At 54.3% G+C, this 17,644-nt stretch carries 16 protein-coding genes; 3 read left to right on the forward strand and 13 right to left on the reverse strand.

Going from position 1 to position 17,644, the window contains the following annotated elements:
• Positions 1–92: 92 nt before the first annotated feature.
• From preA to ACYJL1_RS01625, 4 genes are all read right to left on the reverse strand, one after another.
• Complete coding sequence (gene preA / locus ACYJL1_RS01610; RefSeq protein ID WP_460896723.1) at positions 93–1,403, reverse strand: NAD-dependent dihydropyrimidine dehydrogenase subunit PreA; 1,311 nt, start codon at positions 1,401–1,403, stop codon at positions 93–95.
• Positions 1,404–1,414: 11 nt separating this feature from the next.
• Positions 1,415–2,872: an NAD(P)-dependent oxidoreductase gene (locus tag ACYJL1_RS01615; protein WP_460896724.1), complete on the reverse strand. Its 1,458-nt coding sequence runs from the start codon at positions 2,870–2,872 to the stop codon at positions 1,415–1,417.
• A 362-nt stretch (positions 2,873–3,234) separates the two neighbouring features.
• Entirely contained in the window at positions 3,235–6,369 is a 3,135-nt protein-coding gene (locus ACYJL1_RS01620; RefSeq protein WP_460896725.1) for an efflux RND transporter permease subunit, read from the reverse strand.
• A 7-nt stretch (positions 6,370–6,376) separates the two neighbouring features.
• The gene (locus ACYJL1_RS01625) at positions 6,377–7,546 is read right to left on the reverse strand and encodes an efflux RND transporter periplasmic adaptor subunit (protein WP_460896726.1); all 1,170 of its coding nucleotides are present in this window, start codon (positions 7,544–7,546) and stop codon (positions 6,377–6,379) included.
• Positions 7,547–7,811: 265 nt separating this feature from the next.
• Here ACYJL1_RS01625 and pncB point away from each other — a divergent pair, with 265 nt between their 5' ends.
• A complete protein-coding gene (gene pncB, locus ACYJL1_RS01630) occupies positions 7,812–9,119 on the forward strand; it encodes a nicotinate phosphoribosyltransferase (RefSeq protein WP_460896727.1) in 1,308 nt (435 codons plus the stop codon).
• A 22-nt stretch (positions 9,120–9,141) separates the two neighbouring features.
• On the opposite strand, the gene ACYJL1_RS01635 is transcribed toward pncB, so the two are convergent.
• On the reverse strand, positions 9,142–9,387 hold the full coding sequence (locus tag ACYJL1_RS01635; RefSeq protein WP_460896728.1) for a BQ00720 family protein: 246 nt from the start codon (positions 9,385–9,387) through the stop codon (positions 9,142–9,144).
• 55 nt (positions 9,388–9,442) lie between these two features.
• A complete protein-coding gene (locus tag ACYJL1_RS01640) occupies positions 9,443–9,865 on the reverse strand; it encodes an Hsp20 family protein (RefSeq protein WP_460896729.1) in 423 nt (140 codons plus the stop codon).
• A 156-nt stretch (positions 9,866–10,021) separates the two neighbouring features.
• On the opposite strand from ACYJL1_RS01640, the gene ACYJL1_RS01645 reads away from it, so the two are divergent.
• Entirely contained in the window at positions 10,022–10,168 is a 147-nt protein-coding gene (locus ACYJL1_RS01645) for a hypothetical protein (protein ID WP_460896730.1), read from the forward strand.
• Positions 10,169–10,269: 101 nt separating this feature from the next.
• Positions 10,270–11,208 (forward strand): nucleoside hydrolase, encoded by a 939-nt coding sequence (locus ACYJL1_RS01650; RefSeq protein ID WP_460896731.1) that lies wholly within the window; start codon positions 10,270–10,272, stop codon positions 11,206–11,208.
• Between the two features lie 190 nt (positions 11,209–11,398).
• Here ACYJL1_RS01650 and ACYJL1_RS01655 read toward each other — a convergent pair whose 3' ends face one another.
• Genes ACYJL1_RS01655 through cysG form a run of 7 tightly spaced genes read right to left on the reverse strand, consistent with a single transcriptional unit; the run spans position 11,399 to position 17,574 of the window.
• Positions 11,399–11,743, reverse strand: coding sequence for a 2Fe-2S iron-sulfur cluster-binding protein (locus tag ACYJL1_RS01655; RefSeq protein ID WP_115054631.1), 345 nt, complete (start codon positions 11,741–11,743; stop codon positions 11,399–11,401).
• Positions 11,744–12,772 (reverse strand): NAD(P)/FAD-dependent oxidoreductase, encoded by a 1,029-nt coding sequence (locus tag ACYJL1_RS01660; protein ID WP_460896732.1) that lies wholly within the window; start codon positions 12,770–12,772, stop codon positions 11,744–11,746.
• 39 nt (positions 12,773–12,811) lie between these two features.
• Complete coding sequence (locus ACYJL1_RS01665; protein ID WP_460896733.1) at positions 12,812–13,351, reverse strand: DUF934 domain-containing protein; 540 nt, start codon at positions 13,349–13,351, stop codon at positions 12,812–12,814.
• Positions 13,348–14,103: a phosphoadenylyl-sulfate reductase gene (locus tag ACYJL1_RS01670; protein ID WP_460896734.1), complete on the reverse strand. Its 756-nt coding sequence runs from the start codon at positions 14,101–14,103 to the stop codon at positions 13,348–13,350. Before ACYJL1_RS01670 ends, ACYJL1_RS01665 begins: the two co-directional genes overlap by 4 nt.
• Positions 14,093–15,763 carry a nitrite/sulfite reductase gene (locus ACYJL1_RS01675; protein ID WP_460896735.1) on the reverse strand — a complete coding sequence of 557 codons (1,671 nt, stop codon included), beginning with the start codon at positions 15,761–15,763 and terminating at the stop codon, positions 14,093–14,095. The genes ACYJL1_RS01670 and ACYJL1_RS01675 overlap by 11 nt, the downstream gene beginning before the upstream one ends.
• An 18-nt stretch (positions 15,764–15,781) precedes the next feature.
• Entirely contained in the window at positions 15,782–16,096 is a 315-nt protein-coding gene (locus tag ACYJL1_RS01680) for a DUF2849 domain-containing protein (protein ID WP_460896736.1), read from the reverse strand.
• A gap of 17 nt (positions 16,097–16,113) precedes the next feature.
• Positions 16,114–17,574, reverse strand: a complete 1,461-nt coding sequence (gene cysG, locus ACYJL1_RS01685) for a siroheme synthase CysG (protein ID WP_460896737.1) — start codon at positions 17,572–17,574, stop codon at positions 16,114–16,116.
• Between the last annotated feature and the right edge of the window lie 70 nt (positions 17,575–17,644).

A 17,644-nucleotide genomic window follows, 5' to 3' on the forward strand; every position in this document is an offset into this window, starting at 1 on the left:
TTTTGCAGCCTGCTTTCTTTCCTCATGGTGAGCTTGTCGAACCACGCACAAACTGGGTTGCCATAAGTTCAAATAGAACTACGGCTAATCTCTCACTCCGCCGCCACCTTTGCCATCGGATTATTGGGGTGCGTGGTCCAGTTGGCATAGTCTGGCTGAACAGGTGTTTTGGTACGCGGATCGACACCCGAAAGCATAGGCACCATATCGATACAGTTCTCCACGGGGCAGACATTAACGCAGAGGTTACACCCGACGCATTCCTCATCGATCACTTCGAAATGCCGCACGCCATCAACCATGGAAGTAATCGCCTGATGCGATGTGTCTTCGCAGGCGATGTGGCAACGCCCGCATTTGATGCACAGGTCCTGATCGATCTGCGCCTTGGTGATGTAATTCAGGTTCAGATATTGCCAGTCGGTTACATTGGGTACGGCCATGCCGCGGAAATCTTCAATAGAGCGGAAACCACGTGAATCCATCCAGTCAGACAGACCGGAAATCATTTCCTGCACAACCTTGAATCCATAGGTCATTGCCGCAGTGCAGACCTGCACATTACCGCAACCGAGAGCGATGAATTCTGCCGCGTCGCGCCATGTTGTGATGCCGCCAATACCGGAGATCGGAAGGCCGTGCGTTTCCGCATCACGGGCAATTTCCGCAACCATGTTGAGCGCTATCGGCTTGACCGCCGGGCCGCAATAACCGCCATGTGAGCCGCGACCATCAATGGAAGGATTGGGTGCAAACGTATCAAGATCGACCGAAACAATAGAATTGATCGTGTTGATCAGCGATACGGCATCGGTTCCGCCGGACTTGGCAGCGCGAGCGGGCTTGCGCACATCGGTGATATTGGGCGTTAGCTTGGTGATGACCGGCATGCGCGTATATTGCTTGCACCAGCGAACCACCATTTCGATATACTCGGGCACCTGACCAACCGCAGCGCCCATGCCACGCTCCGACATTCCATGCGGACAGCCGAAATTCAACTCGATACCGTCGCATCCGGTTTCCTCAACGCGGGGAAGAATCGCCTTCCAAGCCTCTTCCTCGCAAGGCACCATGATCGATGCAATCAGCGCACGGTCCGGCCACTTTTTCTTGACCTCAGTCATCTCGCGCAAGTTGACCTCAAGCGGACGGTCAGTGATCAGCTCGATATTATTGAGGCCAAGCAAGCGCCGGTCCGGGCCGTGGATTGCGCCATAGCGCGGGCCGTTGACATTGACGACGGGAGGTCCTTCTTCTCCAAGCGTTTTCCAGACCACGCCACCCCAACCCGCCTTGAAGGCGCGCTCGACATTATATGCCTTGTCAGTTGGTGGTGCAGAGGCCAACCAGAATGGATTTGGAGATTTGATGCCAAGGAAATTCGATGAAAGATCAGCCATGATAGATTCCTTCAGCCGTTAATGTGGCCTGGATTGGCAGGGTGTTGCGCAGAAGTGGTGGCGGATTCGGAATTGCTGGCAATGACAGCCTCAGCAAAGCCGCTGACCTTTTCCGGCTGCATCGACAGAGCGCGATGAATGGATTCGGCCGCAAGCTTGCCATCCTGCACACCTGCCACGGTCAAATCCTGACCATCTGCAACACAGTCGCCACCTGCCCAGATTCCGGGAATTGATGTGCGACGCTCCTCGTCAACACTGATACGGCCACGCGAAAGCGCCATTCCCGCATCGCTGAGAATTTTCTCAGCCGGCATTTGGCCGATGGCCTTGAAAATCTGATCACTTGCCAGCGTCACGCTTTCGCCCGATGTCTCCAGCTTGCCCTCATTCATTGTCGTGTAGTCGAGTGTGATGCCGCAAACCTCGCCACGTTCATTGCGTGTCAATGCGCGCGGCTGCAACCAATGACGGATGATCACGCCACTCTTCAGCGCCAATTCCTGTTCGAACCCACTGGCGTTCATGCTTTCCGGGCCACGCCGATAGGCAATGATAACGTTCTCTGCACCGAGCAGTTTTGTCTGGACTGCGACGTCGATGGCAGTCATGCCGCCACCGATGACGACAACATCCCGCCCGACGGCGATTTGCGAAAGGTCGTTACTCTGTCGCAGAACTGAAATGTAATCTACAGCGTCAATGCAGCCTGCTGCATCCTCTCCATCAAGGCCAAGCTCGTTGACGCCTGGCAGACCCAACCCCAGGAAAACGGCGTCAAAACCGGCGCGCAATGCATCAAGGCTGATGTCACGTCCAAGCGCCTTGTCGTTCTGAATGGTGATACCACCAATTTCCAGAATGAAATCCAGTTCTTTCTGGGCGAAATCATCAACGCTTTTATAGGCGGCGATACCATATTCGTTGAGACCGCCTGCCTTGGGGCGGGCTTCAAAAATCGTTACATCATGGCCATACATGGCCAGACGATGAGCAGCAGAAAGACCCGCAGGACCCGCACCCACCACCGCAACGGACTTGCCGGTAGGCGCAGCGCGCGTGAAGGGGTGCTGGCCGTTTTCCATCAGATAATCGGTAGCGTAACGCTGCAACAGGCCAATTTTTACCGGCTTTCCTTCTGCTGCCTCGCGGACACAGGCCTGCTCGCAAAGCGTCTCCGTCGGACACACTCTGGCGCACATGCCGCCAAGAATATTTTCGCTCAAAATTGTCTTTGCCGAACCAGTTGGATTGTCCGCCGCGATCTCGCGGATGAAAAGTGGTATGTCGATGCCAGTCGGACAGGCATTCATGCAAGGCGCGTCATAGCAGAAATAGCAGCGGTCAGATTCCACAAAGGCTTCATGCCGCGAAAGTGGCGGATGCAAATCAGAAAAGACTTCGTTGTAGTCGCCACTTGTGAGCCGTCCGGCCCTGACGTCACGGATTCCTGAATCCATCGATCCCATGAAATGGCATCTCCCATATCTGTGGCAGCGTCCGGTTCCCGTGGATCACCGCCATTTGCAGAATGAGCCGGTTGGTTCGGCTCTGTTATGGAAAGAATGGCATAGTTTCACAAAAGGTCAAATTTTTTATCAAATGGTCAATAATCATACTCTTATGAGGGTGTTGTCGATCTCCCTACACCTCCTACTGTGCGTGGTTCGACAAGCTCACCATGAGGAAGATACTAAACTGTAAGGAGCCAGGCTCGGCGAGCTAACAACTATAATTGCAAGCAACCACATTCCTCATGGTGAGCTTGTCGAACCACGCACAACGCCATCTTGCAATCAGAGTCAAAGTCTATGAGCACTGGACTAAATGTTTACTCAGCGGGCAGTTGTGCCCGCGCACCGACCTGCTGTAGCTCACGCTGAAGTCTCGCCTCTTCCTCCGCCTTCGGCTTGGAGAACCCGGCCAGAAGGAGATAAGCCACCGGTGTAAGGAACAGGGTTGAAGCCGTTGCCAGTCCAAGTCCACCGACGATAACCCAACCGAGCGCAATACGGGCTTCCGCGCCTGCACCGCTGGCAAGGACCAGCGGAACACCGCCAAGAATTGCGCAGAGCATTGTCATGACAACGGGACGCAGGCGGATCGTCGCTGCCTCTTCAATCGCCTGGCGCACATTGCGGCCTTGATCGCGCAGATGATTGGCAAATTCGACGATAAGAATACCATTTTTCGCCATGATACCAACAAGCAGCACCAGTCCGATCTGGCTGTAGACATTCATGCTTGTCCCGGTCATCACCATGGCAAAGACCGCACAGGCAAGGCCAAGCGGAACTGTCGCCATAACAATCACAGCACTGATAAAGCTCTCGAACTGCGCGGCAAGCACCAGAAGGATGATCAGGATGGCAAAGCCGAATGTGATGAGCATGCTTGAGGAATTCTCGCCAAGCGTGGCAGCCTCGGCCAAAGGAATGAGACGATATCCAGGTGGAAGCAATGGCTCGGCAATTGTCTGGGCTTGCGCATAAGCATCGCCAAGGGCAAAAGTCGGCAACAGGCTTGCCGTGATGGCGACCGACCGCATCTGCTGTTCACGGGTCAATGCGGGAGGCACAGCGACTTCTTTCAGTTGCGCAATCGTCGACATGGGCACGAAGCGGCCATCTTGCGTCCGCAAAAATACATTCTCCAGATCAGTAGGATCATTGATCGGGTCAGTGGTAGAGACGAGCTTCACATCGAAGCTGCGGTCTTCAATGTAAACTGAACCGATCTTGTAGCCGTCAAGCACTGACTGCAAGGCTTGTGCCAAACCAGTAATATCTATGCCCAAATCCGATGCACGTTCGCGATCAATCGTGACTGCCAATTGCGGCTGTGTTGGCTCATTTGTCAGGCGCGGTCTGTCGAATCTGGAATCTTTTTCCAGTTCGGAAACGATCTTGGCAGCAGTCGTTCCCAGTTCGGCGTAACTGGTACCCACGACAGCAAATTGCAGACCATTGCCAGCACCCCGAATGCCGAGCGAGTTGGGTTGCGCGGCGAATACCTGAATGCCCGGCACAGAGCGCACCCGCTTCGACACATCCGCAACAATCTGCTGCTGCGTTCTTGTGCGCTCATTCCACTTGGCAAGGCTAAGAACCATAAAGCCGCGATTGGTATTGCCCCCCTGCCCAGCAATCGAGAACGTGTTCTGAATTTCTCCCGAGTCGCGCAAAGGTTGGATCAGTGTTTCGATCTGACGCAGTTTATCGTTAAAATATTCAAGGCTGACACCTTGGGGCGCTGTGATCCGCAAGAAGGCGACCGCACGGTCTTCAGGCGGTGTCAGTTCCTGCTTGAGCAGGGAAAATGCACCAAATGCGGCGCCGGCGAAAAGGATGGAAGCAACAACCACGATCCAGGGTGCAGCAAGACAGGCGTGCAGCAACCACTTGTACCAGCTGCCAAGACGATTGCCCATACGGCCAACCACACCGGGCGCATGGGCAACTTCTTGATGGCTCGCCTCACTTGCACTCAAAAGACGCGACGCGAGCATCGGACAAAGAGTGAGCGCCACGACCGATGAGAGAAGCACGCAGATGGCCAGAACAAAGCCGAATTCTCGGAACAGACCGCCTGTTTGGCCGGGAAGAAAAGACAAAGGCACAAACACTGCTGCCAATGTGACAGTTGTCGCGATGACCGCAAAGAACACTTCCTGCGTGCCGAGAACTGCAGCAGCACGTGGGCCCATGCCTTGATTGCGGCGGCGGACAATATTTTCCAGCACAACAATCGCGTCATCCACCACAAGCCCCGTTGCAAGCACCAAAGCCAAAAGCGTCAGAATATTGATGGAAAAGCCTGCCAGATAGATCGCCGATATTGTACCAATCAATGCAACGGGCATGCTGACGGCGGGAATCAAGGTTGCCCGGATATCCCACAGGAAAAGATAGATAATAGCGATGATGATAATGACCGAAGCAGCCAGTGCTATTTCCACCTCGTGAACAGCGCCATTGATAAAGTCCGCATCATCGCTGGTGACGCGGATTTCGACACCCTCCGGAAGGGTCTGCTGAAGCTGCGCGACTGCAGCGCGAATACCAGTGGAAATATCCAGCGTATTGGATTGCGCCTGACGGATAATTCCAAGGCCGATGCCGGTCTTTCCATTGGCCCGCAAACTTGACGTGCCGATATCGGGACCAAGTGTGACGGTGGCAACATCGCGTATCTTCGTCCGGCCTTTGATGATGATATTCTCGAATTCCTCTGGCGTCGTGACGGGCGCAGTTGCACGTACGACGATGCTTTGATCATTGCTGTTGAGCTGACCGGCCGGCGTGTCAAATGCCATGGTTGTTAAAGCATTACGGATATCGGCAACATTCATGCCAAGGCTTGCAAGCTTGCCCTGATCAATATCGATACGGAAAATCTTGTTACGATCACCATTAATCTGCACATCGGCAACACCAGGAACAGAGGCAAGCACATCTTCGATCTGATCTTCGACGAGCACTGTCATGTCTTCGACGGCCATAATGTCTGACGTGACGGCAAGCCGCATGACCGCATCGGAATTTGCGTCCGCCTTGACAATCCGCGGCGGGTCCGCCTGCTCTGGCAGCGTATTGGTGATGCGGCTGATGGCGTCGCGCATATCGGCAGCGGCGACATTCAGATCGACGCCATCATTGAATTCGACCGTAACGCGGCTGCTGCCGAAGGACGAACTTGAGGAGATGGATTTAACGCCCGAGACGCGGGAGACAGCGCCTTCGATCGCGGAGGTCAACTCGCGGTCAACCGTTTCGGCAGCGGCTGACTCAAAATCCGTGGAGACGGTGACCACCGGTCTGTCAACATCGGGGAGTTCGCGTACATCAACGCCGTAATAGGCAGCCAAGCCAGCCACGACAATCAAGGCATTGAGCACCAAGGCCATGACCGGCCGACGGATGAACAGGGCGGTAAAGCTCGTATCCAGATTGTTTTGTGTTGTCATGATGACCTCAGCCAGCTTTGCCGGCAGAGGCAAGAGGGCCTTCTTCGCTGTTTTGCTTGGGTGCAGGCTGTCCTTTTATATGAACGAGTCCACCCTCGCGGACCGACTGGACGCCTTCAGTAACAATCGCGTCGCCCGGCTTGATGCTCGCATCTACCAGAACATTGGCAGCATTTCGCTGGACAATCCGAACCGGAACGCGGCTCGCTTTGTTTTCTGCAATCTTCCAAACATAGGCGCCATCGGTACCCCACTGGATCGCCAACGGATCCACTGCGGTATAGGTGTCGCCCGGAAATGCAATGGATATCTGGAAAGCCATGCCTTCGCGCAGCGTATCCTTTGGATTGGTGATGCGTGCCTGCACATGCAAAGTACGACTGGCAGGATCAACCCGGCTGTCAATGGCGCTTACCGAGCCCTGAAATGTTTCACCAGGGCGCGCAATTGAGCTCGCAGACACCGGCGCGCCAACGGCGATCAATGGCGCAAAGCGTTCCGGCACCCAGAAGTCTACAAGCACCTCAGAGCGGTCGTCGATCGTCGCTATCTGTGTTGAAACGGTAACATAATTGCCTGCATTGACTGGTAGAATACCGACGATACCGCTGATCGGCGCTTTAATATCACGCCGGTCCAACGCCAACTCTGCCTCGCGCAAATTCAATGCTGCGTTTTCCACTGCAAGTTCGGCATCAGACACCTGAACAGCCGACACTGTATTGGTCGTACTGAGGTTTTCTGCGCGTTTCAGCTTGGTCTGCGCATCTTTGAGGGCGCTTCGGGCCTTTTCGGCAGTGATCATTTCAGCTTCTGAATCGAGCTTGGCGATCACATCATCCGCCATGACTTTCGACCCGGACTGGGCAAGCACTTCTGTCATTCTGCCAGCTGCAAATGGTGTAACAGAGACGGAGCTTTTGGCTTTTCCCGTGCCGATGGCCGAAAGCCGATCATTGATCTTTGCTTCGGTTGCCGTCTTCACAATCACAAGCGGCAATCCTTGTCCGCCGCCGCGCCTGCCGGAACCAGCGGCTGGTTCGGTGGTTGTTGTCGGGGCCGTATCAATGCCAGCCTTTTTGAGAAGTTCATTGGAGCCTTGTGAGAAGTACAACCAGCCAGCTCCGGCACCGGCCAGAACCACCAAGGCAATCAGAATTTGTTTCCAGGCCTTCATCCAACACTCCAAAGCCGGTTCCGTTGAGGGAGCCAGCACATACTCTTACAGGTTGCACGGCGATCCGCAGCGAACAGCCCTATCTATTGCAGAGAATAAAGCGCTTTGATGTCGCCGTTAATGACAAATCGGTGAGATTACAAAGATTTAATCGAACGGCCCAAGTCAACTTTGCCATGGAAAGCAAGTTTCTCCGTCGCTCTTCTTGATGAGCGTGGTCTGCCGTGCAACATGGCGGGCGACATATTCGTAAGGATAGCATTCGATGGCGACCAAAACCGATATAGCGCGGCGTGTTTTCAACCATACCTGGAAACTTGATCCCATCGTCCGCAGTCTTCTTGATACGGACTTTTACAAACTCCTGATGCTTCAGATGATTTGGGGCGTTTATCCCAAGGTGGATGCCACTTTCACACTCATTAACCGCACCACCAAGGTGCGGCTCGGTGACGAGATCGATGAGCAGGAACTACGCGCACAGCTTGACCACGCGCGGGAAGTGCGTTTCACGAAAAAGGAGATGATCTGGCTTGGCGGTAACACGTTCTACGGCAAGCACCAGATATTCGAGCCGGATTTTTTGAGCTGGCTGGCAAATTTCCAATTGCCCGAATATGAGCTGATCAAGCGCGATGGCCAATATGAGCTCAATTTTCACGGACCGTGGATGTACACCACCATGTGGGAGATTCCGGCACTTACAATCATCAACGAATTACGCTCGCGCGCTGCTATGAAACGCCTGGGTCGCTTTGAGCTTGATGTGCTTTATGCACGCGCCAAAGCCAAGATGTGGACAAAAGTCGAGCGCTTGCAGAAATTGCCCGACATCAGAATCTCTGACTTCGGCACCCGCCGCCGTCATTCATTTTTATGGCAGCGCTGGTGCGTTGAGGCGTTGAAAGAAGGCATCGGCGCTTCGTTTACCGGCACTAGCAATGTGCTGATGGCGATGGATAATGACCTGGAAGCGCTTGGAACAAATGCTCACGAACTGCCCATGGTTCTGGCAGCTTTGAGCGAAACCAAAGAAGAACTTCTGGCATCTCCCTATAAGGTACTTCAAGACTGGAACCGCTATTATGGCGGCAATCTTCTCATCGTACTGCCCGATGCTTTTGGTACGGCGGCTTTCCTGCGCGATGCGCCGGATTGGGTTGCGGACTGGACCGGTTTTCGGCCCGATAGTGCCCCGCCTATTGAAGGCGGAGAGAAAATCCTTGCCTGGTGGAAAGCCAAGGGCAAGGACCCGCGCGAGAAATTGCTGGTGTTTTCCGACGGCCTTGATGTCGATACAATTGAGGAAACCTATCGCCACTTTGATGGGAAAGTTCGCATGAGCTTCGGCTGGGGCACCAACCTCACCAATGATTTCGAGGATTGCGCTCCGCGCTTCAACGACCAATTGAACGCAATCTCACTTGTCTGCAAGGTGAGCTACGCCAATGGCCGCCCGGCTGTAAAGCTTTCGGACAATCCGAAGAAAGCTACCGGCGATGCTTCTGAGATTAAACGGTATCTGGAGATTTTCGGCGCGGAAGATCGCGTGGAGCAGACTGTAAAAGTCTGACTCCACGCTAATAACGAACTGCTTATTGCAGCATTACCGTGCGCAATTCATGCTCCTGCGCGCCGACAAGAACGTTTTCACGTTCATCGGAAAGCACAATAGGATCTCCATTGGCTGCAAAGAGTGCCCAAAGCTCAACGCCCGGCGCCATAGGCGGGAGGGCCGGAAAGCTGGTGGCAAGATCATCGGTATTCACCTTGCGCAGATAAGCTACCTGACCGGCGCCGAGACGGGAGAATTCAAGTTCAGTAAGAGGATTCGTTTGCATAATAGCCTCCTTTTTTGGACAGCCTCTCGTGAGCCCTGCCCTGTTAGAGCCCTGATCAGTCTTCGACCGCAATATTGATGCGCTTGACCAATCGTTCGGGTTCAGGCCGGTCGAGATCGATCGACAGTAGCCCATTCTTTAAAGTGGCGTTGCTGACCCGCATTCCATCGGCAAGAACAAATATGCGCTGGAACTGGCGAGCCGCGATACCACGGTGCAAATATTCACGCGTTTCTTCCTCGGTCTGACGACCGCGAATAATCAGCTGGTTATCTTCCGTGGTAACTTCGAGATCGTCGCTGGAAAATCCCGCCACGGCGAGAATAATGCGCAACTGCTCACGATCGTTATTGCAACGGATACGCTCGATATTATATGGCGGGTAGCCGTCGCCGGATTTGGCGATACGCTCCAACGTCTTTTCCATCGAATCGAATCCAAGCAGCAATGGGCTTGAAAATGGTGTCATTCGCGTCATCCAAGCAGTCCTTTAGTAAAGCGACCTAAAGCAAAACCCGTAATTCAACAGCATTTCGCTCCTGTACTCAGATATGGTCTATCGACCTTGAGACTTCAAGTGGTACGGCATAGAGCAAGTTTTGTTTATATAGAGTCATTCTGCCGGAGGGAATTCGTGGACAAGGTCGAGGGATTTAGCGAGGGCGATGTTTATACATCGGACGAGACTGAAGCCCGATGGATTTGGTCCGAATTCACCCGGCCCTTTGGGTTTCCGGCTGACGGCCAACCACTTTGTCAGGCAGCTTCGTCCGATGGATAAACATCGACCTCGCTACCTTCCGCGTGGGTTGTCTCGTCATCCGAGAAACAGAATTGGCTCTATATAAGCAAAATTTGCTCTAGCATGAGAGAAACCGACAAATGGCACGTAAAATCATCATCGATACGGATCCGGGGCAGGACGACGCCCTCGCAATTCTTCTGGCATTTGCCTGCCCGGAACTGGCCGTGCTGGGTATTACGGCCGTTGCCGGCAATGTGCCGCTTGCCCTGACCGAGGTGAATGCACGCAAAATCTCCGAATTGGCCGGTCGCCCCGATGCACATGTGTTTTCCGGTGCTGACCGTCCGCTGATACGTCCTCTGGTCACAGCCGAGAATGTTCACGGCAAAACCGGCCTTGACGGCCCTGACCTGCCTGAACCATCCATGCCTTTGCAGGACCAGCATGCTGTCGATTTCATTGTTCAGACTTTGCGCAACGAACCAGCGGGAACAGTTACGCTTTGTGCGCTTGGGCCGCTAACCAATATTGCCCATGTCCTGCTGCGCGCTCCGGAACTTGCTCCGCGGATCAAAGAGATTGTCTTGATGGGCGGCGGCTTCTTTGAGGGTGGCAATATAACGCCGACTGCCGAGTTTAACATCTATGTCGACCCACAGGCTGCGCAAATCGTCTTGCGGTCAGGTATTCCAGTTGTAATTCTGCCATTGGATGTGACACACCAAGCTCTGACCACTGCCAAACGCATTGATCAATTCCGGGCCATGGGCACCAAATGCGGCGATGCCTCGGTCGCCCTGCTTGAGTTTTTTGAACGCTTCGATGAAGAGAAATATGGCAGTGATGGCGGACCTTTGCACGATCCGAATGTTATTGCCTACCTGCTAAAGCCGGAACTTTATACCGGTCGTCATTGCAATGTCGAAGTGGATGCATCCAATGAACTGACGCTCGGCATGACAGTCGTTGACTGGTGGGGTGTTACCGACCGCCCAAAGAATGCTTTTTACATTCGCGACGTGGATTCTGATGGCTTCTTCGAGCTTTTGACCTCGCGGATAGCAACGCTGCCTTAGGCAGCTGTTGGCTGACATTTGATGCTGTGCGTGCTTCGCCCTTCGACAAGCTCAGGATGGCTCAGCATGAGGGAAGGTCGCACCTCTCAAGAATGTGTGATGGCCGCTGCGATTGGGTTGAGGGCGTCGCCTTCTTCCTCATGCTGAGCTTGTCGAAGCACGCAAGCCAGTCAATCCGATCAGAACTGTATCAGGCGGCTACGCTATCCTTCTGGGTGCCTGGAGCAAGTGTAATCTCCAGGCCATTCAGTTCTTCCGTCATGATCAGCTGGCATGACAAACGTGAATTCTCCTCGACGTGAAATGTCACGTCGAGCTGATCGATTTCTTCATCCAGCGGCGCAAAAAGCTTCTCGGTCCATTCCTGCTCGACATAGCAATGGCAGGTGCCGCAAGCGGCAGCGCCGCCGCATTCCGCCTTGATGTCGAGCCCCCAATCCCGGATGACTTCCATGACACGGAAGCCTTCCAAGGCTTCCAGCGTATGGCGTTCGCCCTTTTGATCGGTGACATGGATGTAAAGAGAATCAGACACTCAAGCCGCTTTCAGTTTCTTCTGGAGGGATGTCGAGGACGTCGTATACTGGAAAACGATGCGTTCGCCAGGAGCAACGATGCGTTTTGCTGCATGGGACATCAAAGCCGCCTCATGGAAACCTGAAAGAATAAGCTTCAGTTTTCCCGGATAGGTATTGATGTCGCCAATGGCGAAAATACCGGGCTCCGATGTTTCGAACTTCTCCGTATCGACCGCAATCAGGTTTTGATCGAGGTTCAGGCCCCAATCTGCGATTGGACCTAGCTTCATCGTAAGGCCAAAGAATGGCAGCAAACGACTGGCGGCAAGAACTTCTTCCCCGCCTTCTCCGCCTTTGAGAAGCACCTTGGAAATCTGGCCATCGGCACCCTCAAGGCTACCGAGCTGGCCCATACGGAACTTCACACGGCCTTCTTTTTCAAGCGCCCACATCTTGTTGACACTGTCGGGAGCAGCGCGGAATTCCGGGCGACGATGCACCAGCGTCACGGACTTTGCCACTGGCTCAAGGTTCAGCGTCCAGTCCAGTGCAGAATCGCCACCGCCAACGATCACAACATCATGATCGCGGAAAACCTCGATCTTGCGAACGGCATAATGGACGCTGACGCCTTCATAATGTTCGATTTCAGGGACAGGCGGACGCTTGGGCTGGAATGAGCCACCGCCTGCTGCGATAACAATGACCTTGGTCAAAAAGACTTCATCCGCATCGGTTTCTACACGGAACCGGCCATCCTCAAGACGCGTAAGGGCAGTCACCATTGTGGAAAAATGGAACTGCGGATCAAAGGGAGCAATCTGTTTCAGAAGGTTATCGGTCAGGTCCTGTCCGGTTACTTCCGGCAATCCCGGAATGTCATAGATCGGCTTTTCCGGATAAAGTTCGGCACATTGGCCGCCCGGGCGATCAAGAATATCGATGACATGGGCGCGCAAATCCAGCAGGCCAAGCTCGAACACCGCAAAGAGGCCAACCGGCCCGGCACCGACGATAACGACATCTGTTTCAATAATTTCAGACATATAAGTGCTTTCCAACAAACCGAATTGAACTTTAGTGTTTCAAGCGCCAGGCACGCGGCGCCAGCTATAGGCGCCCGGCACGGTGTGTGACCCTCTGCCCGGTTGATAATAGCCAGGCGCATCGTGCAGATTGTGCTCCGCAAGGCGCGTCAGCGTCACGGCATGCGTCACTTTCATCGTGTCGAATCCGGTACGCAGCATATAGGCAACCTGATCAATAAGCACATCGCCCACTGCACGCAATTCTCCCTTGAACTGGTGCTGGTTCTTCAAAATGTCCGCCTTTGAGTAGGACCGGCCATCATTAAAGGCGGGAAACTGCAAGGCAATCAGCGGTATTGTATCCAGCAATGGCAGTAACGGATCGATACTTTCACCCGGCGCAACCGAAACCCCAATCTTGCGGTTGGTTGCGTTGCGAACGCTCTCGTCCAGCCCAAGCCAGACAGCCAATGGCAGGATCACAGCGGGTGCATCGCCAGTTTCTTCCAGCGTTTCCGCTGCAATATACGGGTCTTCACGAAATCCTTCGCGGCCCCATAGTTCGCCGGCTGTGTTTTCTTCAGAAATGTCAGTCATAGGCTCGAATCCGTCAGGGAAATATTGCTCAATTGGTCGGTCAGGCCCGTCAGGTGAATACCGCACTCCGTCTTGTCGGTTCCAGCCCAACGACCAGAGCGCGCATCTTCACCTTCCTTCACCGGCTGTGTGCAGGGCATGCAGCCGATCGAACGATAGCCTTCTGCCACCAGCGGATGCGGAGGCAAGTGATTGGCGGCCATATAATTCTGCAGATCAGCGGAGGTCCACTGGGCCAGCGGATTAATGCGGATGCGCTCACCCACCGATTCAAACACCGGCAATGCGTTGCGCGTGGATGCCTGAAACTGTTTGCGGCCTGTCATCCATGCCCGGTAAGGAGCCACAGCACGCGCCATCGGCTCCACCTTGCGGATATAGCAGCAGCGGTCCTTATTGGTCATCGACATGGCGCCATAGGGGTCCTCATCCTTGAGGCTCTGTTGCAAGGGATGAATGTCATGAACATCGGTCAAGCCCAACTCGCCAACAAGCTCATCACGATAACGCAAGGTTGCCGGAAAATGTTTGCCCGTTTCCAGAAACAGAACTGGCGTGGCGCGGTCCACCTGCGCAATCAGATGCAGAAGCACAGAGGATTCCGCGCCAAAGGAGGAGACAACAGCAATTTCTTCATTGAACAAATGATCTATCGCCAGCTCGATAATATCGGCCGGTTCGAGATTCCCATAGCGGGCCTGAAGCGCGCGCGCTTCATCCGCCACAGTACGTTCATTCGTCTCAAGCAGCATTTGCAGTCTCGTTATAAAGCGCGTCCTTGAACGGTGCAGCGCCCAGACGCCGATAGGTTGCAAGGAAGCTTTCCTCTTTGTCCGTCCGCACCTGAAGGTAGCGATCGACAATGGTTTCCACCGCATCGACGATTTCTTCGGAAGAGAAGCCGCGACCGGTAATATCGCCAATCGTGCAAATCTCATCGCCAGAGCCGCCAAGCGAAATCTGATAGAGCTCTTCGCCTTTTTTCTCGACGCCCAGAATACCGATATGGCCGACATGGTGATGCCCGCAGGCATTGATGCAGCCGGAAATCTTGATCTTGAGTTCGCCAATATCCGCCTGACGCTCCGGTTGGCCAAACCGTTCGGAGATGCGCTGTGCTACGGGGATGGAACGCGCATTGGCCAAAGCACAATAATCGAGACCGGGGCAGGCAATAATGTCCGTGATCAGTCCGGCATTGGCTGTCGCCAAACCATCTGTCAGCAGTAGATCATAGACAATGCGCAAATCAGCAATGGCTACATGCGGGAGAACCAGATTTTGTTCATGGCTGACGCGGATCTCATCGTTCGAGAACTTCTCGGCAATGTCCGCCACCAGATCCATCTGCGTATCGGTTGCGTCGCCCGGAATGCCGCCAATCGGTTTTAGGGAAATGGTCACGACGCCATAGTCCGGATTTTTATGCGGCGTAACGTTCTGATCGACCCAGCGTGCGAACGAAGGATCGGCCTTGCGCGCAGCCGCAAGCTGCGACCAGCCTTCCGGGCGCTGCGGCAGGTTTGGCATGCGGAAATAATTATCGATTGCATCCACATCCTGCTGGGGCATCTTCAGATCAGTGTCCTTGATCGCCTGCCACTCGGCCTCGACCTGACGGGTAATTTCTTCCGTGCCGGTTTCATGTACAAGAATCTTGATACGCGCCTTGTACTTGTTATCGCGGCGGCCATGCAGGTTATACACACGAACGATTGCAGTCGTGTAGGTCAGCAAATCCTCAATCGGCAGGAAGTCCCTTATCTTCTTGGCTACCATCGGCGTGCGGCCTTGGCCCCCGCCGATATAAACGGCAAAGCCAAGTTCACCGGCTTCATTCTTTTTCAGATGAAGTCCGATATCGTGGACCTGAATGGCCGCGCGATCACGCTCAGCACCGGTTACGGCGATCTTGAACTTGCGCGGAAGATAGGAAAACTCCGGATGCATGGACGACCACTGCCGAAGAATCTCCGCATAGGGGCGCGGATCAGTAACTTCGTCAGCGGCGGCACCGGCAAAATGATCCGCGGTGACATTGCGGATGCAATTGCCCGATGTCTGCAAAGCGTGCATTTCGACAGATGCCAACTCGTCAAGCACCGCTGGCATGTCGCTCAAGGCGGGCCAATTGTACTGGATATTCTGGCGGGTGGTGAAATGGCCATAGCCTCGATCATAGCGGCGCGCAATATGCGCCAATTTATGCATCTGCCGACCTGACAATGTGCCATAGGGGATCGCAACGCGCAGCATATAGGCATGCAGCTGAAGGTAGACACCATTCATCAAGCGCAGCGGACGGAACTGCTCTTCGGTCAGCTCACCGGCAAGACGCCGCTCAACCTGATCCTTGAACTGCTCGACACGGGCAGAGACAAATGCGTGATCAAACTCATCGTAACGATACATTTATGCGGACCTTCAATATTAGGCGGCGTTGGCGCTGGTTTTCTCAGCCTGCTTGCCGAGATCAAGACGGATTGTCGGGCCGAGCTGGCGAATACGTTCGCGCAGGCGAAGCGGGTAAAGGTTCGTGCCGCGCTCTTCAACATCAATAACGTTAATGTCGATGACGAGATTGGATTTTATCGCGGCCTTACCAACTTCTTCGAGCGCTGTCACAGCCTCTGGATGGCGCGCCACAAGAGCACCATCAATATGGTCCAGCCACTCACCATTGGCACCAAGCCAAACTGCTTCGCCGTCGGTCAGGCGGTTTGCTGTTAGAACTTTGACACTCATCTTATCGTCCTTGCGGTTCAGACAGCTTGCGCTGTCAGGTGGCGCTCGGCCACGGAATTTTCAAACGTTGCCTTCGATGCGGAAAGCGGCTCCGCCAAATGGATGGCGGCACCGGCCACGGCATCGCCAATAATAACCATGACAGGCCCCGCCAGATCGCTGCGCTGTTCAAGTGCTGGCAAATCCTTCAATGTGCCATGAAACATGCGGCGCTCCGCACGTCCGGCATTTTCGATCACGGCAACGCTGGTATCCGCATGCAACCCGGCCTGAATCAGGCGATTGGCAACGGAAGCTGCGACACTGCGGCCCATATAGACCGCAATGGTTGCACCGGAGATGGCAAGGCGCGCCCAATCCGGCAGTATGTCCCCGGCCATATCGTGGCCGGTCGTGAAAACGAGTGACGAAGCGACGCCGCGCAATGTAAGCGGAAGCTGCATATCTGCGGCAGCAGCAAAAGCAGATGTGATGCCCGGAACAATCTCGAAGGAAATTCCGGCATCGCGCAGAGCGGCCATTTCCTCACCAGCGCGGCCATAGACCAGCGGATCGCCGGATTTCAGGCGCACGACGCGCTTGCCTTCGCGTCCAAGCGAAACAAGAAGATCATTGATCTGACTTTGGCTCTTGGAATGGCAACCCTTGCGCTTGCCAACGGACAATCTCGTAGCATCGCGGCGGCCCATAGCAACAACAGCCTCCGGCACCAGCGCATCATAAACAATCACATCAGCTTCCATCAGGACGCGGTGCGCACGCAATGTCAGAAGATCCTCTGCGCCGGGGCCTGCACCAACCAGCCAGACATATCCCTTCGGCGAAGCCTGATTTTCCAGCAGATCTGCGGCTGCGCCGTGGGCTCCAATCAGATCATTATTATAGACATTGCCCGCTACATCACCCGAAAAGAATGAACGCCAGAAAATGCGCCGTGGCAGTCCCTTTTTCACCAGCCGCTCAACGGCAGGCCGGTAGGCATTGGCCAGACGGGCCAGATCACCGAGACGCGGCGAGAAAGCCGCATCAATGCGTGCACGGATCAACTGGGTCAGTACCGGGCCTGTGCCCTCTGAGCCGATAGCGATGGCAATAGGCGCGCGATTGACAATGGCAGGCGTGTAGAAGTCACATAGATCAGGACGGTCAACGACATTAACTGGAATATTCTGGCGGCGCGCTTCATCAGCGATGGCAATATCCTGATCTTCATCGCCCGTGGCGACAAAGACCAGCTTTGCGCCGGTCAAATGCTTGGGAGCAAATTCTTCTATAATATGGTCGTAGTCGCCAGCGAGCAGAAACGCTGCCAGTTCTGGTTCGGGTTCTGCGGCGACAATGCGGATGGTTGCATTTGTCTGTGTCAAAAGGCGGGCCTTGTTCAGAGCCTCTTCGCCATTGCCCACAACCACAAGCACCTCGTTCCGAACACGGAAGAAGGCGGGAAAGACGGATAGCTGGTTGGAACGAATAGGCATGAATCGAAGTATCCCAATGGCTATGGGAATTATCCGATATGAATGACATGATTATAAGAAACAGAAATGC

The sequence above is a fragment of the Phyllobacterium sp. K27 genome, from assembly GCF_054796155.1.